Genomic DNA, 20,063 nt, shown 5'->3' with positions numbered 1-20,063 from the left:
TACGCCTTGCTATTTTATTCATGGCAGAAACTATTTTTCAGTCACCTCGTCAAGCATGTTCACAGCCCAGCGATGAACTTTATCTGTAAAATTTGTAAGGCGCATTACCTCACGCAGACATTTGATCGTCTCTTTGCGGTTACCGTAACCTTCCCGGAGAATCTCCGCCTTCAGGTACAGCGCCTCCGGATATCCCGGGACCGTTACCAAAATATTGTTGACCATGACCAGCGCCTTGGAAAACTCCTCCGCTCTCTTCAAATGACGTATTCGATCGAGATCTCCTGCCACTTGATCGACAATTGTCCGAGTTCTTTGGCACGTTCCATATAACCGGTTGGCGACACTGCCACCAAGTCCTCCGGCAGATGCCATAGAAAAAAGGATGAGCATGGAACTCAACAACAGGGCAACAAGCACCCCTTTGATGCCAAAACCAAACGCCAGAGCCGCCATCCCAAAACCGGTAAAGGATGGGACGAAATAACGGATGAAAAGAGTTTTATTGACCATGCGATGTCCTTAGTGACACTAGATAATAAAATATGATCCGACTATGGTAGCGACACCCAAGACCGGGGCCAGAAGAATCAGGCAGCAACCGGAGTTGCCGCCTTTGTTGTCCTTAACCTCCTTTTCGACCTCTTCAATAATGCACATATCGAGAGCATCAAAGTCTCCATCGTGATCATCTTCCATAATTTCCTCAAACGCCTGGCTTCTCGGTTGACCACCAATGAAGGTGCTTCTTACGGCTGGGAGATTTGCACCCCCTTTCCATCTGCAAATGCGGCAGACTGGTTGTTTTTTCCCGCTCTTTCAAAACATGCTTTACAGTGCCCTTCTCCATAATAGCAAAGACCGGTTATGCCCAGGCTGCCCCTTCCGTAAACTTCGTAAGTGGCTCCATTATCCAGCTCCATCAAAAACTGCGAAGGGAATGAAGATTCATCCTCCGGTTCCGTGTAAAGCACTTTGGTAACTTTTCTGCCGATCAACTGGGGGAGATACTCCCGCAACTTCGCCACACTCCTTCTCATCTGTTTCCTCCATTTCTCATTTGTTTGTCATTTACATACAGCAGTAAAAACACTGCGGCTTTTATCACATGATAAGGCAAGGGGTAGGACATCTAGCGGACTATGGTAGAAAAAAACAATGATGATTTGACAGACATCTTCAATCGGAATTGTTGACCTGAACAAATAAAGGCAAAACAGGCAGAGATTGCGTGAAAAATGGCTTGGAATTTTGGGTGTCTTGAGAGTTCAACCTGGTCTGAATATTTGACATGAATAGATTTTTCCCACTCAATTTACAACTTTACTAAGGACTCGTACAATCCATGCATAATCTAAAACCTATCTTGGACGATTTTTTAGAGGCACAAACACACAATCTCTCACCTTCTGCTCCACGGAAAGAATCGTAGTAGCTGAAGAGTGAGTATGGACTACCAAACAAAGATATCACTCTTTCACTAGGCACTGCTAGATAGTATCTTGTTTCACCATTTAGATCTGGATTACTTCTTTTAAAGTCAATTCCTTTTTCCATGGCTTCTTTTTCAGTTAAATGTTCAATTTTATAAGATAGATCTAAATCTTTAATCTGTTCAAAACAATCATTAAGTCGAAAATCATCAGGAAATCTCTCTTCAACTATTACTCCTTCAAAATCATTTTGACACAACTGATAGACATTCCCGAAAACATCATACAATCCATGTTTATTAGGTTTTTTAAGCGCAACCTCCTTTGGGTGAAATAATATTTGCCTTGGACAGTTAGAGCCTTGATCCCCCCAACTTCCCCATGCTACTTCACGCCAAGAGTCATATTTTTCTTCATCAGGCCCCTCAGAATATAAACCTGACGCAATTTTCCATTCAATTTCTGTCGGGAGTCTAAATTGAGCCGATTTTTCTTGGCTATTTAATATTTTTATGAACTCTTGAACTTCTTCCCATGAAACATACGTAGCAGGGAAATCATCACCCCACAGCACTCCATGCTCATACGCAAACCGGTTGCCAGAAGATAAGACTTCAAATTCATTTTGATTTTTCAGCCAATTATAAAAATCTATTGCAACTAAGTAGCTTTTCTCTACACCGTCCTCATTCGTGTCAGAGACAATCTTTTCCAAGCCCCAAATTGCAAGGTTGTCCTGCCACCTAACAGTATGTTCACCAATAAATTCGAAATTTTTAGGTTTTTCTCTAACAGCTTTTGATCTTCTCAGTCTAGCAAGAGAATCTTGAAATGATCTAAAATCAGCATCCTTGCACTCATTAGTATATCCAATACAAGCTATGTCATTTAGCCATGCGATAAACATCCGAGTACGCCAATATATATATGAAAAGTCATCATTTGTTATTTCAGTTCTTCTAATGTTTGTGTAATGATATTTCAATCCTCCTTCTTCGTATTTTCCTTTATAGCCATGTAAAACATATTGAATAATAAGCTCATGTTCTAATTCGGTAATAAAAGACTTTAGAGGCTTATTTTCACTTTGTTCAATTGCTTTAATATTTATATATTTTTGTTCCCATTTCGGATTAACAGGTGTGCCCCAAGGCTTAGAACCCATGATTTCATACCACTGTCCTTGGGTTATTAATTTTTCGCCAATAAAAAATCCCTTTTTGTTAATCGACCAAGAAAATTTCGAGTACACCTTGCTGAAACGTGGTTCTCCTCCCGTTGAAACCCCACCATAACCCCTTTGGATATAATGCCCACTCGGAGAATCTTTACTTGTCATTACTTCTATACATTCGGTAGCCGTGGAATCGAAAATTTCCGGATCCCATCCCCGTGAATAAGGGACATGCCTCAACTTATAATCTAGCGATATTGTGGAATAGATTTTTTGGGCCATATGTCTACCATTTTCTTGCGTCCCTTTATTGTCAGCCTGGCGAGACTTATTTGCAAAATCTGAATTAAACCTGCTAATTTTATCGGATAGCAGTTTGCCGAATATCGTTTTTGGCTTTTTATCATGATTTAAAGAGGATTGGTCAAGATCAGTGTGTGCTAGATTATCCTGCTTTATTTCTCTCTGACGTTTTCTGATATGCTCTGCCACAAGTCTCTCAAAACCACCTCTCTTAGCGTAGTTATCTAGATCTGGTAATTCATCCTGTTTATCATCATCAGTTTTTTCACATGAAGGTTTGTCATCTTGGTTGAAGGCGTTATTTAGTTCCTGGTATTCTTTTTCTTCATCAGCGATTGATTCAGCTAAACTTCCTGCCATAGCGGCATCCAACGCATCAAAATCGTCAAATTTATCACCGCCCACTATTTTCTCCTTTGAATTGTCTTTAGCTTTACAGCTTAGTTATCACTAATTGTACGAAGTTTTTCTCTTGTCGTTTGTGAGTAGGCAATGAATTTCATTAAATATGAGTCTTTTTCAGATAGAGATACCTTTAAGTTGGTATTGATTTTTACAAGCTCACTCCTAACCATTTGTGCGATCTCGATAATTCCACTAAAGGCTTCCTCTTTCTGTTTGTCTCCAAAATATTTTGAAACAAAAATATTATCAACTATTCCTCTTAGTTTTGAGGCCCAATTAGATTCAGAAACAGAATTGTAGGATCCAAGCCTGATAATCATATCATGTGTCTCAGACGCAACTTCCTGTTCTGATTTTACTGATTCTTGACTACCAACCCATGCCCCGGTCGCTCCACCTATTGCAGCTCCGGCGAGTGTGCCAAACCCTGGCAAGAGTGAACCAATCCCTGCACCCCAAGCGCCCCATTTCAGAGCCTTGTTTGGTTTTTCAGTACTCGCCAGGTCAGGATCACGAACTGTTCTAGGCATATATTCCATCAACTGATCAGGTATGTTATTTGAGAATTCACATTCAATTTCTTTAGCAGTTAGGAATATTTCTCTGTCGTATGAGACATAACCAATATCATTACGTAGCCATAGTGTTTTATCTCTATTTTCAGTATCACAAAATCCGATAATTTTCCGGGTCAGAGAAACATCGTATTTACCATGGGGATAAGTTACTTCTTCTGGTCTAAAAACACATTTAGCAGTATCACCATCTGATTTTCTATAATAGACATGAAGTCTTGTCAGATTATGCAGAGCATTGCTGACAGTTTGGTATAATTTCTCTGAGATTTTCTTAAATTCTTCCCTTTCACTCTCGTAAATCATTCTGTCCGCATGCTCATGGAACTCGGCTTCTGTCATTGCTTTTTTGGGCCGATTTTTACAGGTCGTTTTTTCAACCTTTTCTACGGAGTTTTTGGGGGGGCTTTCTGCATTACTGTAGATTTGAAACCATGGTTCCTCAGGAATATGATGATTCTTAATCCCATAATGATTTAAAGATTTACGAATTAAGGGTATTGCTACATGAAGTAATGCTTGGAAGGTCTCATCTTGTAGGGTGTTTATTTCTGCCTCGTCAGGCCCATCAATTCTGTTTGATAATATTGAGCTAATATTTCTACCGGCACACAAAAAAACATCTGGATATCTTTTGTGATCAAGGACTTCAATAGGTTGTCCTGTGTCTATATCATCTTTAATAAAACAAACACCCATGCAGAAGGATAAAATATAGCTTATCCAAAAAACCTGGCCTTCTGTTAAAGAATCAAAAATATTATTTTCTATAAATAGGTCTTTGACTAATAAGATTGATGGCAGGGGAATAATTACCGACTTATCAATACTGTAATAACTTACTGGACCAATTTGTGGGGTGTTCGTGCTATGAGAAAAAAATATTTTATCTATTAACAGTTGTTCATCTTCTGCGATCTTTAGAACTACATCCAGGAAGTCCTTATGTATTGTTTCTGATCTGGTAATTTCTATGCCTCGAATTATTTTGGCGTTTTGATTAATGTCAAGATAATCAGTCATAAATCACCTTTTAGAATTATTTATCGTTTGTTTTTATGTATCAGATACTTTGACAATATCTCGTCTTGTGTAGCTAATGCCATTTCGTGGTCGACAACAACCTGATCATTATTAAAGAGCTCAAATGTTGTGTATTGAGTCTTGGTCTCTTTAAGTATAGAAACAAAATCTTCGAAGCTGTCGAACTTATGACCATTGATTTTGATTACTATCTCTCTCTCATACTGTCCGTATCCCTCATTGATTTTATCTGGAAGTACTCGATATAGTATAACTACATCTTCATTTTCTTTCGTTTTAGGCCGGGTCGTCTTAGCAACAATGTCAGGGGATATTAATTTTTTCCAATCTTCATCCGAGTCAATGTAAGGATCGACCAAATTCAGACTCAGTGGGCAAAAGATTATACCGGCATAAATATAATATCGTGGAGGAGTGTCATATATTCTTCCAGGGATTAGTTGGAAATCTTTGGAGGTCTTGGCCATCTTTACAGTACACACATCGATCTTGCCGTTGCGAATGAATTCCACATCAACACTGTCCCCTATCTGCATCCCTTCAAGGACATAATTATGCCAGGTCCTTTCATTCTCACGGAACTCCACGGTTCCATCATTCGCAATATTCTGGCCAGCAATTTTCGTTAGAACATCATGCTCCTTGATACAATTGTTACCTGGATCAGGATATTCCCTGATAACTAGAATGCCTGACTGATCTTCCGACATCTTATATTTATCTCTCAGGTGTTTGTTGCTCATTTGTTCAACCCTGAGACCAATCTCGGGAATTCCATCAAGCTTTCCGTCTTCGATGTCAGTCAAAAACTGTTTCACTATATTAACCGGCACCATGTAGCCAATGTTGTCGAGATCAGGGATGTTCTGCATAACCACTCCGACCAACTTCCCACCAGCGACAACGGGTCCCCCGCTATTGCCAGGATTAATCGCAGCATCGATCTGACCGGCAAAGAAATAAAGTCCACTGTGGACATAACTTTGGTGTTCTAATCGTGACAAAATGCCTTGGGTCACACTCATGGAATCTCCACCTGACGGATAGCCATAAACAAGTACTGAATCTGAACTGTTGGGAATCTCTCCCAAATCAATAGGTTTTTTCCCTTTAAAAAAACTCTGGTCTTCAACTTTAAGAATTGCCAAGTCTATATCGTGAGAAACATATTCAACAGTGGCTACATACTTCTTCGGGTTACCGTTAGACCTGATCTGTATAAACTTCTGATCAGAAACAACATGAGCGTTTGTCAGTATCATATTGCCAGCGATCACGGTCCCTGACCCAGAAGTGTTTTGAATAAATTTGGAAGTCCATGGTGCATAATAATCCCCTGCAGATGCTGCTGTAAAAATCTTCACTATGGATTTTTCGATGGGATTATAGCTGCTAGCTAAGCTTATCGAGGGAAAACAGGTGAAGATGCCAAGTAAAACGAAACTAATAGAAGTAAAAATCATACGGTTCATAACGCCCCCTTTGATAGAAAATTCAACATAACACAATGCTAGTTATAACTTGTATTCTATCGCAGGGGGTAGGACATCTAGCGGCCCAGGTGCAAACTTTTTTTTAAAAACAGGAAATTATTTAGAGGAACAGCGAAAACTTCATGGACAAACTCTATCACCGCAACCGGGACAATAACTGAGGCATGTCGATACCCCATTCCTTATACATCCCTTATAAATCAAGCTCATTGTTTCTAGGGTGTGAAACAAACAGAAGAAATCGAAGACCTCTGCAAAAAACTAAAGCCCGTTATTGGAATCCAAGCTGACAAGCTCTGGCATATGTACCTGGCAGAAGACATCGAGAACAGAGAAACATTTGCCCAGGACATAGAGTTAATCGCTGAGAAATTCTTAAAAGAAGAACCATTAGAAAACCAACAGATTCTCCTCGAACCTCCAAACGAAGAAGACTCAAGAGGAACATATCTCCTCGGAGACATTATCTATAACAAAAAGAAGCTACATCAACTGCATCTAAAACCGGAAGATTTCCAAAAGCAGGTCGGGATATTCGCAATCACAGGTGAAGGGAAAACCAATCTGGCATACCTTCTCGCCCTGCAACTCCTAAAATCAAAAACACCATTCATGGTCATCGACTGGAAGCGGTCGTGGAGGAACCTTCTTTCCTTAAAAAACAAACATCCGGAATTAAACAATGTGCAAGTATATACAATTGGCAGAGACACCCTCCCCTTTCTCTGGAATGTATTCAGAGCGCCGCCAGGCAACGACAAAGAGTCCTGGATAGAAACCATTGCGGAAGCACTTGAAAGGTCTCATCTCTCAGGTCCTGGAGTCGCTTATTATTTCAACAAAATCTATTCGAGACTGTTCAGAAAACTACCAGACGATTTCTATCCAAATTTTTTCGATGGTCTCAGAGAGATAAGGGGCATTAAGGTTTTTGGCCGTGAGGCAAATTGGAAGCAAACAGCCCAGAGAATTTTTCAGAGTTTTACACTTGGAAGAGCAGCAAAATATTTCAACACCAGAAACCCTGTCAAGCTTGAAGAGTTATTAGATAAACCTATAATCCTTGAACTGGATCTGGAAATGCCAAAACCGCTGAGGGTGTTTTTCTCAGAAATGATTTTACGGTGGATTCATCTATACAGACTAAGCCGGGGAGAAACAGATAATTTACGCCATGTTTTGTTCTTAGAGGAGGTGCACAACCTTTTCTCACAAAACGGCTTCTACAAGGAAAGCAAAAGCCTTGAAAACTTGTATCGAGAGATCAGAGGGTTTGGTCAGGGATTGGTTAGCATTACCCAGCACCCTTCCCTTTTACCAATTGAACTTTTGGGAAACTGCCACACTCAGATTTATCTTGGCCTGCAGCATGCCGACGATATCACGATGGCCAGAAAGTCTTTGTTTTTAGATTATGAGGAGGATTTCTATTTGAATGCGCTCAACGTTGGAGAGTGCATTGTTAAGATTAAAAATCGCGTTGAACCCTGCCTTGTTAAAACGCCTCTTGTGCCAGTTACAAAAGAGTTGGTGACGGATGAATGGCTAAGGTTGTTTAGTTTGGGTTCGCAGTTCTGGGAGCATTCTTGGGGCAACGATGCGAATAACCAGAACCACTTATGTTTGAAGAATAGGATTGGTGAGATCTTATCCGGAAAAGGTTGTGGTTTAGAAAATGAAGATGCTCGGAATACCTCCGGTGGAGAGAATACCCCTCTGCCTGAAAGAGAGAATACCCAGGGGTATTCTCCCGAGAAATCAGACGGGAATAACTTCTTTCCAACGGGTAGTTGTTCGAAAATCAAAGCAAAAGCAGGTCATTTATTGCCTGTTAATATAGAGCAGGAGAAAAGAGAATCCCCCCCTGAGACTATTCCCCGGCGCAAACTTCTTATTGATATTCTAGAGCATCCTTTTTCGAGCACGAGTGAAAGATACAGGAGGTTGAATCTGTATTCTAAACTTGGGAACAAGTGCAGAAAGGATTTGATTTCTGAAAAGTGCATTTTACCGAGAAAGATTGTTACCGGGAACGGCTGGATTACCCTGTTTGAACTGACCCAAAAAGGCAAGACGATTCTGGGAGACTTGGGATATGAATTCAAAAATGAGAGCGAGGGGGTCGTTCATAAGTTTTGGAAACATAGGGTTGCTGAGTTTTATAGAAGAAAGGGCTTAGACGTTCGAGTCGAGGAGTATTTTGTCAACGGCAGACCGGATATTATTGTTCATGAGGATGGTAGAAAGATTGCGGTTGAGATTGAGACCGGCAAGTCTGATTATGTGAAGAATATTAAGCGAGCCCTTGAGGCTGGATTTGATGAAGTTGTGAGTGTTGGTGTAAACAAGTTTGTTGAAGAGAAGATTCGGGGAGAACTGGAAAAGAGAACGCTCATAAATAATAAGGTGAGAGTTGTTGGTGTGGTAGAGTTTTAAGAATACGCTCATCATTATGCACAAGTACAGCGAAAGCTATTTCACTCGTTTCACATGCAAAAGATTAAGATTTGATCTGACAAGGAACAAAATATTTTATAAATAAATTGTACTAACAGGTGACGATGAGAGAGTAAACATCTTCACTTTCGCCAAAGTTATGATATGCAGTAGACATCTACAGTTTCGGACACCACCCTTCTGATATCTGCGAAAATTGGAGAGAACAATGCCGTCAAAAAAAAACAGCACTGTTCTCTCCCAACTCGTTAATAGTTATTGAATTACGATGTTATCAATTGTTACCGTACCGCTCGGGGGAACGATAGTGAGAGACTCAATAACTGTCGGTGCTCCGGAGTTATCCGAGTAATCGCAGTTATAACCACCTTCAATTGTAACATCTATGTCTTCCTTGTCTAATAACAGAGGGCCATTTACAAAGTAGCTGTGGGCCTTGATCGTGCCAGATGATATCATGCTTACATCATAAACCGTCTGGAGTCCCCCCTCCCAATAATAACTACCACCCAATCGTATTGGTAAGATGTCTGAACACGCGTCAAGAGTCAGGCCGGTCAAGGAATCGTCTTGGGTCTTACCTGTATTCCATTCATCAGGATAACCATCACCGTCTGTATCGACACTTGCCGCAGGGTCATCTGGGAAAGCATCAGAAGTATCAAGGACACCATCGCCATCAAAATCGCCAGGGGCCACACCCGTAGTCGTAAAAATATATTCGCTGCTAGTTACCGTGTTACCTGAAATGTCGGTCGAAACTACTTCATAGTTGTAAATTGTCCCTGATGACAAGCCGGTAAGTGTCAAAACATGATCCAATGAAACTCCGATGATTGAGTCTTGTTGAGTCAAACTACCGCTTACTGTGCCAAAATTGATTGTTGTCGTTGCAGCTTCATCGGTCGTCCATTCAATTGTTGCGAATGATTCGTTTAGAAATGTTGCTACAGGCGCCGTTGTTATTACCGGATCTGTCGTATCCGGCACTGCAAGGGTGGTAAAACTGTATGTTGTGCTTACGGTCGGGCCGTTATCTGCAGTGTCAATTGATTCCACTGTATAATCATAGGTCGTATTAGCCATCAGGTTGGTCAAAACGATGGTATGCACACCAACATCAACAATATCTCCTGACTGTAAGTTGAGAGAACCGCCACTCAAGCCATACCGGATTAACGAATCACTGATCTCGTCAGTTTCCCACTTTATAGCGGCGGCAGTATCGGAAAGACCAACCACTATTGGGCTACTTGTAATGACTGGAGCGGCAAGATCGGGGGTTGCTGAAGTTCTTACTGTAGTCTGAGGGACAAACACTCCTGCGTCACCGACAAAAGCAATAAGCACAAAATTATCCCCTAATTTTGCGTGCGTCCTGTCACCATCAATATCAGTTGCTTCAACAGCGATTTCATAATCTGTATCAGATTTTAAACCTTTTACTGTTACCTGGTGTTTCTTTACCTTTTCACCTTTAGAACAACGCTTGGGACTCTCACCTGGTTCATTATATTCGAGAACCGTATCGGTCGGTTCATCAGTTTCCCAAATAATCGTCACCTGGTCGTCATCATCACTGTGACCAATTTCCGGATGTTTGATCAACTTAGGTTTCTTACTTTTCGGCAATGGATGAGTTGTAAAAGAATATACTGCACTGATTACTGGACCGTTACCACTGGCATCAGTGGAAAGCACCCTGAAGAAGTACTCTGTCCCGGCTTCAAGTCCAGTGATCGTCATGTTATGAGGTTTTTTTAACTTCACATGACCTTCGGTTTCAGTCAGTTGATCAAAAGCAAGACCGTATTCAATGACACCGTTAGCTGGTTCATCAGTTCGCCAACGGATCATTACTGACTGATGCGTGATGTTCACTACCAATGGAGATTCAATAATCACCGGTGGATTTGTATCCGGGCTCGCCAGAGTTGTGAAACTTTTCGGGCCAGCCAGGGTCGGCCCGTTATTCTGCCCATCTTTTGAAGAGATGGTTAGCTGATAAGTGGTAGATGCAGTCAGGTCAGTTAATGATACGGTATGTTCTGTTACCAGCGCATCATCCTGATAGACCCCATATGCAGTGCCGTCATTATAAGATACTCCGCTAGTAGCCGGTTCGTCGGTAGTCCAGAAAACCGTCGCTCCAGTATCGGAGATATTGAGAATCATCGGTCCTTCGATTATCTCCGGTGGAATATTATCCGGAACAACCTCGGTATAAAATGAAAGAATCGGGCTTAAAGATGGGCCGTTGCCGATGTTATCAACCGAGGACACCTGAATATAGTAGAGAGTGTTTGGATTGAGGTCGGTCAGAGTAACCCCATGCTCTGTAGACAGAGAACCGCCAACGAAACTTCCCAATCCTTCGGTGATTCCGTAGTAGAGTGTGCCAATGCTTGGTTCATCAGTTTCCCATTCTACAACAGCTGAATTATGCCCTATTTCTTTAATGATCAGCCCTTCTGTAATCACAGGGGCCTTGGTGTCTGGAGTTGGTTTAGTGTGAAATGAAACAACTACACTCACAACAGGTCCGTTTCCATCAATATCACTACCCGTGACCTGAACGAAATAATCGGTATCTGGGGTTAAACCAGTTAAAACCTGAGAATGCATAGTTGCAGGGGCTGGTACCGTGATTATTGACGATGGTGGATCATTTAACCCATAGCGAACTTCCCCTGATGTTTTCTCGTTGGTCTGCCATTCCACAACAGCCATTGTGTCAGATATGCTGGTAATCGTCGGCCCTGAAATAATTGTTGGAGACACATTGTCCGGCATGGTGAGAATGAAATTGATTAACTTGGGGTTGCTGATATCAACAGGTGAAACATTTCCCGAGCCAAATCCGCTTCCAGCAGGTGCTGTCACACTTATCGAATAATCAATATCTGCAAATACATCTTTGCAGAAACTGCCATCTGCTAAAGCGAACGTGGAAATATAACTATAAAAATAGTCGACTGTTGTTGTAACAAAACCAAGACGAACGCCACCCACGGCTACGCCATTTGAGTCAGTAGTCCCACCGCAGACAGCAACAACTTCCGGGAGAGTGATATTTCGAACCTCATCGGTGCCACCTGCCACAAAGGTTGGGAAGTTGTTCCAGCTTTTATAAAATGAATCCGGCAGGACAACTGCTGCGGTTGTGGTTCCGCTATGCAAAGAAAATCTAAGGTTTTGCGGAGTACCTGTGCTGACCGTAATACTATACTCACCATTGATATCTGTAACGCTATGCCACGTGGTCACATCTCCGTCGTAGAGTGAGATATCAATCCCGTCCAAAGCTATCCCTTCAAATGAACGTATAATTCCACTTATTGTTGTGGTTATTATTGTTGCATAATCAAGGACAAAATCAATTGTCCGGCTGGTGCTGATATCAACATTTGTATAGTTCGTACTGGTATATTCTGTACTTCCGGCAGGCGGTGTCAAAATGACCTGATAATCAATATCGGCGAATACATTTTTACAAAAACTGCCATCTGCCAGAGTGTACGTGGAAATATTATTATAAAACCCGTCAGGTGTGGTGGCGAATAAACCAAGACGAACATCGCCAACTGCCCCCCCACCCGAGTCCGTAGTATTGCCACAAACATTAACAACTTCTGGGAGAGTGATGTTTCTAACCTCATCGTTTCCATCTGCCACAAAGCTTGGGAAGTGGTTCCAGCTTTTATAAAATGAATCCGGAAGAATAACTGCAGCTGTTGTGGTGCCACTATTCAAAGAAAAAGTCAGATTCTGAGGCGTGTCTGTGCTGACCGTAATACTATACTCACCATTGCTATCTGTCGTTCCATGCCATGTTGTTACGTCACCATCAGAAAGTTCAATATCAATCCCGTCTAAAGGCACCCCTTCAAATGAAAGGACAACACCACTTATTGTTGAGGTAAACACCATTGCGTCATCCAGTACAAAATCTCTTGTCTGGCTGGTACTGAAATCAACATTTGTATAGTTCGTACTGGTATATTCTGTACTTCCGGCAGGCGGTGTCAGATTTACCCGATAATCAACATCGGCAAATACATCTTTGCAAAAACTGCCATCTGCCAGAGTGAAAGTGGATATATAATTATAAAAACCGTCAACTGTTGTCGTCGCAAAGCTTAAGCGAACATCACCAACCGCTGCCCCATTCGAGTCAGTACTCTTGCCACAGATATTAACAACTTCCGGGAGAGTGATGTTTCTAACCTCATCGGTACCATCTGTCACAAATGGAGGGAATTTGGAGTAACTTTTATAAAATGAATCCGGCAGAACTACTGCTGCGCTTGTTGTTCCACTGTGCAGAGAAAAAGCCAGATTTTTAATGCTATTTGTATTGACCGTAATACTATATTCGCCATTGATATCTGTTGTGCCATGCCATGTGGTGACATTTCCGTCGTAAAGCTGGATATCAATTCCGTCAACCGCCACCCCTTCAAATGAATATACAACACCGCTTATCGTTGTTGATATTTGCGTTGGAGGGGCTATGAGCACTACATCCTGGAGAACATCTGAACCACTTATACCAATATTATTGACGACCGATTCTTCATAGCCATTGGCATTGACAATCAGTTTATACGCGCCATTACTCACAGCAAAACTGTACCAACCATTACCATCGGTTACTGTGGTGCCGATATTGTCGAAAGAAACTGTATCTATGAGATCCACCGCGGCACCGGGGGCAGGGTTGCTGCCACCAAAGATGGTGCCGGAAAGTGACCATGGCAGAGCAGTCAGATAAAAGCTGGCTTTTACCTGACATGCTCCAGTGATAGGACCAGTAGTGTAAATGGAACCGACAAGATTTCCACCACAACCCGTTACTGCATCAATGCTGTAATCGGTATCAGGAATAATTGTGAAGCTGGCAGTTTCTCCATAAATGATTGGCTGAATAACTGCCGGGCTGATTGAACCTCCAGCCCCTGCAGAAGGGGTCACATCCCAGGTATCACAACCATCTGGGATGCTATCACCATCAGCATCCTGGTTATCATCAAAACCTGGACAGGCATCGATACAATCAAGAACACCGTCAACATCACTATCACCGGTATCAGGAGTTCCGCAACCGCATATACCAGGATTAGTTTTGGCAGGATCTGAGGCACAAAGATCTCCTGCATCACAAATCCCGTCACTATCGCTATCAAGCCCATCGTCATTTGGGATAGAATCCACCAGCGGCCCGAAGCCATCGACCTGCACAGAACAATCATCACAGGTATCATTATCGGTGTCACCGCAGATTGTAGGATTGGTGCTGTTCGTGTCCAGGGCATCAGCAACGCCATCGTTGTCATCATCGGGATCTTGAGTATCAAAGATGCCATCACCGTCAGTATCACCACCAGGAGCATCCTGAATGTATAAGTCATGTATCTCCGTGCTGCTAAGGGGCCTGTTGTAAATTCTTACTTCATCCATTAAGCCTGTGAAACGTGTAGATGTTGAGCTCCCGCTCCACCAGTGCCGGGCAAGAGCGGCGTTGTTTGATGCAATATGCAAAGTCTTGGGAGCAGAATCAACCAACTGGCCATCCATGTAAGCATCAAGCGTTGTTCCATCGTAAGACATACAATAGAATTTCCAGGCATTGCGATCTGTCGCCTTATAAAATGGTACTTGTAAAGCCAGTTCTCCTGTAACATTACCGTTGCCTACTGCAAGACCGATACTTGTTTCTGCCAACTCGACATCGTTACCCTCATGCCATATCCCAGCTCGTCCAGAAGGAACGGAACCAAAAACAATATATGACTCACCGCCCCAGCTAGTGGCAGCCATCCCCTCTTCGTTAACCCAGAGACACATGGACATCTCAGACATGGAGGCAACGCCCATATCAGGCAACAGAACATGATCCCCATCTGCTCCTGTATGACTTCTGCCAACAAAATGCAAAGCAGAACCATTCACTCCGGCCTGACAAGTCGGTGTGTTCATGATGGTGCCGTCATTTCCATTACCACTTTGGTCACTAGCATCGCATTCAAGCGGGTAATAAGCTACTAGGCCAGTGGACAAACCGGGGCTCGTGTCAACATAAAGTTTGGCCACAAACGCATCTTCGCTGCCTGAATGGGCATTCAGCGGCGAGCCCCATGTGGCGGGGCTATAACCTGTAATGTAGAGATTGCCGCTGGTGTCAGCAGTGATATCAATGCCACCATCCGCACTGGATGAACCCAAAAAGGTGTGCCATTGTAAAGCGCCAGCACTGTTCAGACTGGCCACAAACACATCTTCACTGCCTGCATGAGCATTCAGCGGCGATCCCCATGTAGCAGTACTATAACCTGTTATGTAGAGATTGCCGCTGGAGTCGCTAGTGATTTCAAAGCCACGATCTGCGCTGGCTGAACCCAAAAAGGTGTGCCATTGCAGAACGCCGGAATTGTTCAACTTGGCCACAAATGCATCCTCACTGCCTGCATGAGCATTCAGCGGCGATCCCCATGTGGCGGGACTGAAACCTGTTATGTAGAGATTACCGCTGATGTCGGCAGTAATTCCTTGGGCTCTGTCTGCGTTGGCTGAACCCAAAAAGGTGTGCCATTGCAGAACACCGGAACTGTTCAACTTGGACACAAATGCATCTTCACTGCCTGCATGAGCATTCAGGGGCGATCCCCATGTGGCATCGCTCTGCCCTAATATGTAGAGATTTCCGCTGGTGTCGGTAATGATTCCACGGGTATAATCTAAGTTGGCTGAACCCAAAAAGGTGTGCCATTGCAGGACACCGGAACTGTTCAACTTGGCCACAAAGACATCAGAATCTCCTGCATGAGCATTCAGCGGTGATCCCCATGCGTAGCTACTACCTGTTATATAGATATTGCCTATGGTATCAGTAGTAATGGCATAGGCAGAATCTGGTTGGGCTGAACCCAAAAAGGTGTTCCATTGCAGGACACCGGAACTGTTCAGCTTAGCCACAAACCCTTCTGCACTACCTGCATGAGCATTTAGCGGTGCTCCCCATGCGCCCCAGCTAGAACCTGTTATGTAGAGATTGCCGCTGGTGTCGGCAGTGATATCATAGCCATAATCTGTGTTGGCGGAACCCAAAAAGGTGTTCCATTGCAGGGCGCCGGAACTGTTCAACTTGGCCACAAATGCATCATAACCTCCTGCATAAGCATTCAGCGGCGATCCCCATGTCGCAGTACTATAACCTGTTACGTAGAGATTCCCGCTGGCATCTTTAGTGATTCCAGAGGCAAAATCATAGGCCGATGATCCTAAAAAGGTGTGCCAGCTAAGTACCGGATCAATGACCAGGGCGTAGCGGTTATCATAGTTGCCGAGGGCAAATCCGACTTCAGTGGAAGACAATATCCTGAAGTTAACGGATATGGGTCGACGCAGACCATCGATATCTTGCCAGGCCACAGGCTTTGACTCCTGCATCTGGCCGGTCTCATAGGTGATGACAAGGTTGCCGCTAGAGTCTAGGCTAACCGGGAGATTGTAACGGAGGCGAACCAGATCAATCGGCGAATCCTGCTTGCCATGAGGGGAGATGTGGTAGGTACTCTCCACCAGACCGCTTTCGGTTCGATCATATTTGAGAGTAATTTTATCCCAAAGATTATCATAGGTTACCCGATTGAGAATCGGGACTCCTCGCACTGTTTCAGTTGAAAAAGTATTACCTTCATTGACGGTTGGGAGCACTTTTGCCGCTCCGACAAAATCAACTTTTACTGCATGGTTTCCGCCAGCCACCACCACTCCGCTGTCACTGAAACCCAAAACATGGCCTCCAGTAGTGAACTGCAGCAACTCTGAGGCATAAACCGCTTCCGACACCAGACACATTGCCGATAGAAGCAGGCTGAGAAACAAAAAACTATCAATGATCATTTTAACTGGTGTTTGGGCTGTGAACTTGCTCGTGCTGTTCAACATCTTGACTCCCCTGTTTCAATAACAACGCAATCAATTTTTATTTTGACCTAGGAAGTAATACAGAAAAGAAAGACTCCCCAGACCATAGATTGACAGGCCCACAGAACTGCAAATTCAATAAAGACCACAAATCCAAATACCTGACAACAAGTTTCTCTGTAGAATATGCCTTACAAACTGAATATCGGTCCTTACGAGATTGAAATTCGAAAAACGTCTGCTAGAAAAATGGGGGATGTCCAAGAGGAGACGGTTATGATGGTCCTTGATTGACAATATTCAAATTAAGATGTGCCTCCCCCTTAAATTAGTACCAGCACAAATTAGAGTTCTCCTGTCACAACTTCTCTCCACCTGCACTAATCCTTATACAACCCATATAAACTCTTCAGCCTTTTCCTTTCTATCAATTTGGGCAATGTCGCCAAACAAACGGAAAGGAGTAGCTTATGCGAAAAGAGCAAAAGCAAGTCTATGAGGACGCAGAAGTGTTAAGACAGGTTGTCAAAAATCTTGGAAACAGGAAATTTCGTCTTGATTGCGGGCACCATGTTACTTTTGGTCATTGGCTCGGAAACGATGTCACGATCAGAAATGGTAAAGATCCTGAAATAACCTGCCTTGAATGTTGTTATTAAAGGCACATCAAAACCCACAAAAAAAAAGCCCTGGGCATGGCTGTAAAGTGCCTCCATATTTTTTTTCCTGAGTATGAAATCCGCTCCAGTAAAAACCAGTTCCTCCGACGAGCAATTTGAGTGGCCCATTCTCGAAACAGGCTTTTCCTTCCACTCTTTTTCCTGGCAGTCCCAACTCTTTACCAGAGAAAATTTTCAAAACATCTATCCTTATACAACCATTATAAACCCCCATTCCGTTACCATTTCATAATTAAACACAATGGCAAAAGACAATCTGGAAACAAGGGTAAAAAAATCCGTGCTTAAGATCGAGAAGAGCATTTCGGGCATTTACAATGTGATAACCGATTTCAATCTCAAGCTCTGTCACATAATTGAAAGGATGGGAGATCAGTATGGAGTTATTGGTTCGAATCCTTATTATGCTGGTTAGTTTTGAGATAAAGAGTGAAGCATTTGGAAGATGGAAAAGTATTATGGGAAAATGGGCATGCTGAATCGAGAAAGGATTAATGATGTTTATGTTCCACGGTGGGCTCAGACTTTAATTGATTTGTATACTTCTCCTTTGAAGTATGAGGTCATGTGTGAGATGAGGGGCGAAGAAACTACGTCATGATTGAGTTTTGCTATGTTGTTCAATTAAGTTTAAAAAACATAAATGTTTTCCTAAATCAAGATTTTGGCAGGCCTTTTTCTTAAGTCTTGCACGAAATTTATGAGCCTGTAGCTCAGCCTCGCATTTTCTGTGCAAGCCTCAAACTTTAAATAGTCATCATTCTTTGTTTTTTTTGATGAAAAAAGCACTTATTGAGTTTGATTGTAATCACAATACTACTAATGATGCTCTGGCGAATCTCGATAAGGCAGAGAGGGCTGTCGTGGATAGTTTTGAGAAATATTGTTTAATATCTGCTTCTCCTTCACGTGCTCAAAAGTCTAAATCCAATGCTGTAAGATTTTTGCTTATGGTCGAGAAACCTTTGTCTTCTGTAAATTTGGAGGATTTGAGGGAGTTTTTGGTTATTTTAAAAAAAAGTGGTTTTTCTGATTATTACAAGAATGATGTAAAGGGTTTTGTTCAGAGGTTCTTGAAGTGGCATTTTAAGGATTGGAGTGATCGTTTTGAAGGTTTTTCCGACATAAAATATAATGGCGATGCTCAGAGAAAGGACAAAATAGATCCTGAGGACATTCTAACTAAAGACGATGTCGCCCGATTAATTAGAGGAGAGGAGTCTCTTTCATGGAAGACTTTCTTGGTTAGTCAGTACGAAGGGGCTTTGAGAACTATTGAATGTAGAAATTTGAAATGGGCTGATATTGATATGGAGGATCCTGATGTTTATTTCTTTAATGTCAATTCTAAAAAAAACAAGAATTCAACTGACAAGGAGAGAACATCTCCCCCTCTTATTCAATCTGTTTATTTTTTGAATGAGTTAAAAAAATCACAGGAAACAAGTGGCATTAAAAGTCCCTATGTTTTTCCTTCTAGTAAAAATTCCAATACTTGCATCTCTTCGGGCATGGTTAATATGTGGTTTTCTCGATTAACGAAAAGGGTTCTTGGCAAGAAAACAAAAAATTATTTATTACGTCATAGCAAAGGCGAGGAGTTACATAAATTAGTTAGGGAAGGCAGACTGTCTAAAGAAAATGCTTTCCAGATGATGGGGCATAGCGAGAAGATGTTTGACAAAACCTATTCTCATTCAAATAAGATTGAAGTTAAGAAGCTTTTGAAGAAACAAGTTCTGGATGTTGATTATATTGCTCCTGAGAAAAAGCATAAGCTGGAAAGGGATATCGGACAACTCAGAAAACAGATCCTGGAACTCAAAGAAAAAATAGGGGATATAAAAAGTTTTGGTGCTGTTACTAATAGTCTATTCGAAGACAAAAATATTCAAAAGACGCTTCTGCAGTCGATGATCCAAAATGGGTTCGGGAAACAATTAATGGAACTCGCCGGCAAGTGATTTCCCTTCCTCACTAACCCAATAGTACCGTCTCCGATCTGTTCCCATCTCAGTCTCGGCCAGACCTTTATCTATTAATTCCTGAAGGATGCTTTTAGTGCTTATCCGTGATAGGCAAGGGTTAAAGTTTGAGGATTTTATGCGGATTTCTTCAGAAGTACGTTTCTCCGAATTTAGCGAAAGAGTCTTTAGAACAACCTGCCTCTGCCGGGGGCTCGCTGTTACCCAGCCTACCATGGCATAGTTTTTAAGATGGTTGCGCCTGGTTGGCGAAATTTCAAGCAACTTTCTACTTTTATTAGACAGAACATAAAGTCTCCCCTTGGAGCTTTCACTGTTTAGGCACCCCAGAAGTCCTCGTTTCAGAAACGGCTTTAAACTGAATTTACTGATGCCAAGTTCGCGCCTTACTTGCGTGGGGGTTTTGGGAACAGAAAACGAGACCAGAATTTTTTTGTTTTGAGATGAGGGTGTAAAATATTTTGTGTAAACGGCATATCGGTCAGATTGTCGGCATCCTGTTTTCAAATATGATACTAAATTGATTTAGCGCTGATTTCCAGTTCCTTATCGGCATCGTCCACTTTTTAGAGATATTTCTTAGAG

10 protein-coding genes are annotated in these 20,063 nt (G+C 42.3%); 2 read left to right on the top strand and 8 right to left on the bottom strand.

Annotated elements, in window-relative coordinates; genetic code table 11:
• Window positions 1-30: 30 nt before the first annotated feature.
• The 6 genes from KKG35_03005 to KKG35_02980 form a co-directional block, all read right to left on the bottom strand.
• Window positions 31-513 (bottom strand): hypothetical protein, encoded by a 483-nt coding sequence (locus tag KKG35_03005; GenBank protein ID MBU1737083.1) that lies wholly within the window; start codon window positions 511-513, stop codon window positions 31-33.
• 18 nt (window positions 514-531) lie between these two features.
• Window positions 532-699, bottom strand: a complete 168-nt coding sequence (locus tag KKG35_03000; GenBank protein MBU1737082.1) for a hypothetical protein — start codon at window positions 697-699, stop codon at window positions 532-534.
• A gap of 50 nt (window positions 700-749) precedes the next feature.
• Window positions 750-1,040, bottom strand: coding sequence for a hypothetical protein (locus tag KKG35_02995; GenBank protein ID MBU1737081.1), 291 nt, complete (start codon window positions 1,038-1,040; stop codon window positions 750-752).
• 286 nt (window positions 1,041-1,326) lie between these two features.
• Window positions 1,327-3,315, bottom strand: coding sequence for an SUMF1/EgtB/PvdO family nonheme iron enzyme (locus KKG35_02990; GenBank protein MBU1737080.1), 1,989 nt, complete (start codon window positions 3,313-3,315; stop codon window positions 1,327-1,329).
• A 35-nt stretch (window positions 3,316-3,350) separates the two neighbouring features.
• Window positions 3,351-4,913, bottom strand: a complete 1,563-nt coding sequence (locus KKG35_02985) for a hypothetical protein (GenBank protein ID MBU1737079.1) — start codon at window positions 4,911-4,913, stop codon at window positions 3,351-3,353.
• A 20-nt stretch (window positions 4,914-4,933) separates the two neighbouring features.
• Window positions 4,934-6,406, bottom strand: coding sequence for a trypsin-like peptidase domain-containing protein (locus KKG35_02980; GenBank protein ID MBU1737078.1), 1,473 nt, complete (start codon window positions 6,404-6,406; stop codon window positions 4,934-4,936).
• 243 nt (window positions 6,407-6,649) lie between these two features.
• Between KKG35_02980 and KKG35_02975 the strand changes: the two genes are divergently transcribed.
• The gene (locus KKG35_02975) at window positions 6,650-8,863 is read left to right on the top strand and encodes a DUF87 domain-containing protein (protein MBU1737077.1); all 2,214 of its coding nucleotides are present in this window, start codon (window positions 6,650-6,652) and stop codon (window positions 8,861-8,863) included.
• A 276-nt stretch (window positions 8,864-9,139) separates the two neighbouring features.
• Here KKG35_02975 and KKG35_02970 read toward each other — a convergent pair whose 3' ends face one another.
• Together KKG35_02970 and KKG35_02965 are read right to left on the bottom strand one after the other, a co-directional pair.
• Window positions 9,140-16,834 (bottom strand): fibronectin type III domain-containing protein, encoded by a 7,695-nt coding sequence (locus KKG35_02970; protein MBU1737076.1) that lies wholly within the window; start codon window positions 16,832-16,834, stop codon window positions 9,140-9,142.
• Window positions 16,835-17,325: 491 nt separating this feature from the next.
• The gene (locus KKG35_02965) at window positions 17,326-17,529 is read right to left on the bottom strand and encodes a hypothetical protein (GenBank protein MBU1737075.1); all 204 of its coding nucleotides are present in this window, start codon (window positions 17,527-17,529) and stop codon (window positions 17,326-17,328) included.
• A gap of 740 nt (window positions 17,530-18,269) precedes the next feature.
• Between KKG35_02965 and KKG35_02960 the strand changes: the two genes are divergently transcribed.
• Entirely contained in the window at window positions 18,270-19,457 is a 1,188-nt protein-coding gene (locus tag KKG35_02960; protein ID MBU1737074.1) for a site-specific integrase, read from the top strand.
• The last annotated feature ends 606 nt before the right edge of the window (window positions 19,458-20,063 follow it).

It is taken from the genome of Pseudomonadota bacterium (genome assembly GCA_018823285.1).
Classification (GTDB): Bacteria; Desulfobacterota; Desulfobulbia; order Desulfobulbales; family JAGXFP01; genus JAHJIQ01.
This window is presented reverse-complemented; position numbering and strand designations above follow the sequence as displayed.